Annotated in this window: 2 protein-coding genes; both read right to left on the reverse strand. The window is 67.0% G+C overall.

Going from position 1 to position 1,332, the window contains the following annotated elements; genetic code table 11:
- Window positions 1-154 precede the first annotated feature (154 nt).
- Window positions 155-553 (reverse strand): peptide-methionine (R)-S-oxide reductase MsrB, encoded by a 399-nt coding sequence (gene msrB / locus AX735_RS00615; protein WP_066274209.1) that lies wholly within the window; start codon window positions 551-553, stop codon window positions 155-157.
- Window positions 554-599: 46 nt separating this feature from the next.
- Window positions 600-1,332, reverse strand: a 733-nt coding sequence (locus AX735_RS25490) for a DNA polymerase III subunit delta (protein ID WP_202189471.1), incomplete at its 5' end; no start/stop codon positions are given.

Genomic DNA, 1,332 nt, shown 5'->3' on the forward strand with positions numbered 1-1,332 from the left:
GCGCTGTATATCGTGCTGCGGCGGCGGCGGGGTTAGCGAGCAAGATTTGCATCGCGCCTTTCGTCGTCACCCCCGCAAAGGCGGGGGTCCCGCTTCACTTCTCCAGCGTCCGGACAGAAGCGGGATTCCCGCGTTCGCGGGAATGACGGGACGATCAATCCTCTTTCGGCTCGAAGTCCAGCGAGGCGCTGTTCATGCAATAGCGCAGGCCTTCGGGCCCCGGACCATCCGGGAAGACATGGCCCAGATGCCCGTCGCAGCGCGCGCAGCGGACCTCGGTACGGACCATGCCGTGGCTGGTGTCGACGATCTCGCTGACCGCTTCCTGCTCCACCGGAGCGGTGAAGCTGGGCCAGCCCGAGCCGCTATTATACTTGGTGTCGGATTCGAACAGCGGCGCACCGCATCCGGCGCAGCGGTACATGCCGGTGCCCTTGTGGTCGTTATACTTGCCGGTAAACGCCCGCTCGGTGCCGCCTTCGCGCAGCACGTGATATTGTTCGGGGCTGAGGCGCTGACGCCATTCGGCGTCGCTGATCTTCGTGTCGCTCATCGGTCTCTCCTGGGGAGACTGTAACATGGACCGCACGGGGCAAAGATCAAGATGCGCGCGCTGCAACCCGGGCAATTTCCAGCAGTTCCTGCTCGAGCAGCAGCGCAGGGCCGGGGCTCGCCTTCATCATCGCCTGTTGCAGCACCAGCAGCCGCTCGGACAGCCGCGCTACCGCCTGCGGACGGCCCCAGGCGCGCAGCTGGCGCGTCCAGTCGTTCGCGCTGCCGCCGCCCCATAAACGGCGGCTCTGCATCTCCTGCCGCACCCAGGCAGCGACATCGCGGGGTTGGCCCATGCGCTGGGCGTGGCCGGCGAGCTGCATCACCTGGCGCTGCATCACGATGACCAGTCCGACCTCGGACACCGCCTGCTCGCGCATGCGCTTGAGTTCCTCGGGCAGGCGCTTGAGGTCGCCGGACAGCGCCGCGTTGATGATCGGCTGCATCGCGTCATCCTCGGCATCGGCGCGCAGCGCGGCGATGGCCTCGCGCGTCACCGGCTTCGGCTCTTCCGGGCTGGCGTCGAGATAGAGCGAGAGCTTCTCGATTTCCTGCGCCGCCAGCCTGCGATCGGCGGCGGTGAAGCCCGCGATGACATGCGCCAGTTCGGCATCGATGGTCAGCCCCGCCGCGCGGCCGAGATCGGTCACGATCCGCGCCATATCGTCCGGCCCCGGGATCTTGGTCTGCACCGCCATCGCATTGGGTGCGGCGAGCACGGTCTTGGCGATGCGCGACTTGTCGGTGATGCCGGTCGCCAGCATGACTACGGGGTTTACC

Source organism: Blastomonas sp. CCH1-A6, from assembly GCF_001556365.1.
In the GTDB taxonomy this organism is placed as follows: domain Bacteria; phylum Pseudomonadota; class Alphaproteobacteria; order Sphingomonadales; family Sphingomonadaceae; genus Blastomonas; species Blastomonas ursincola.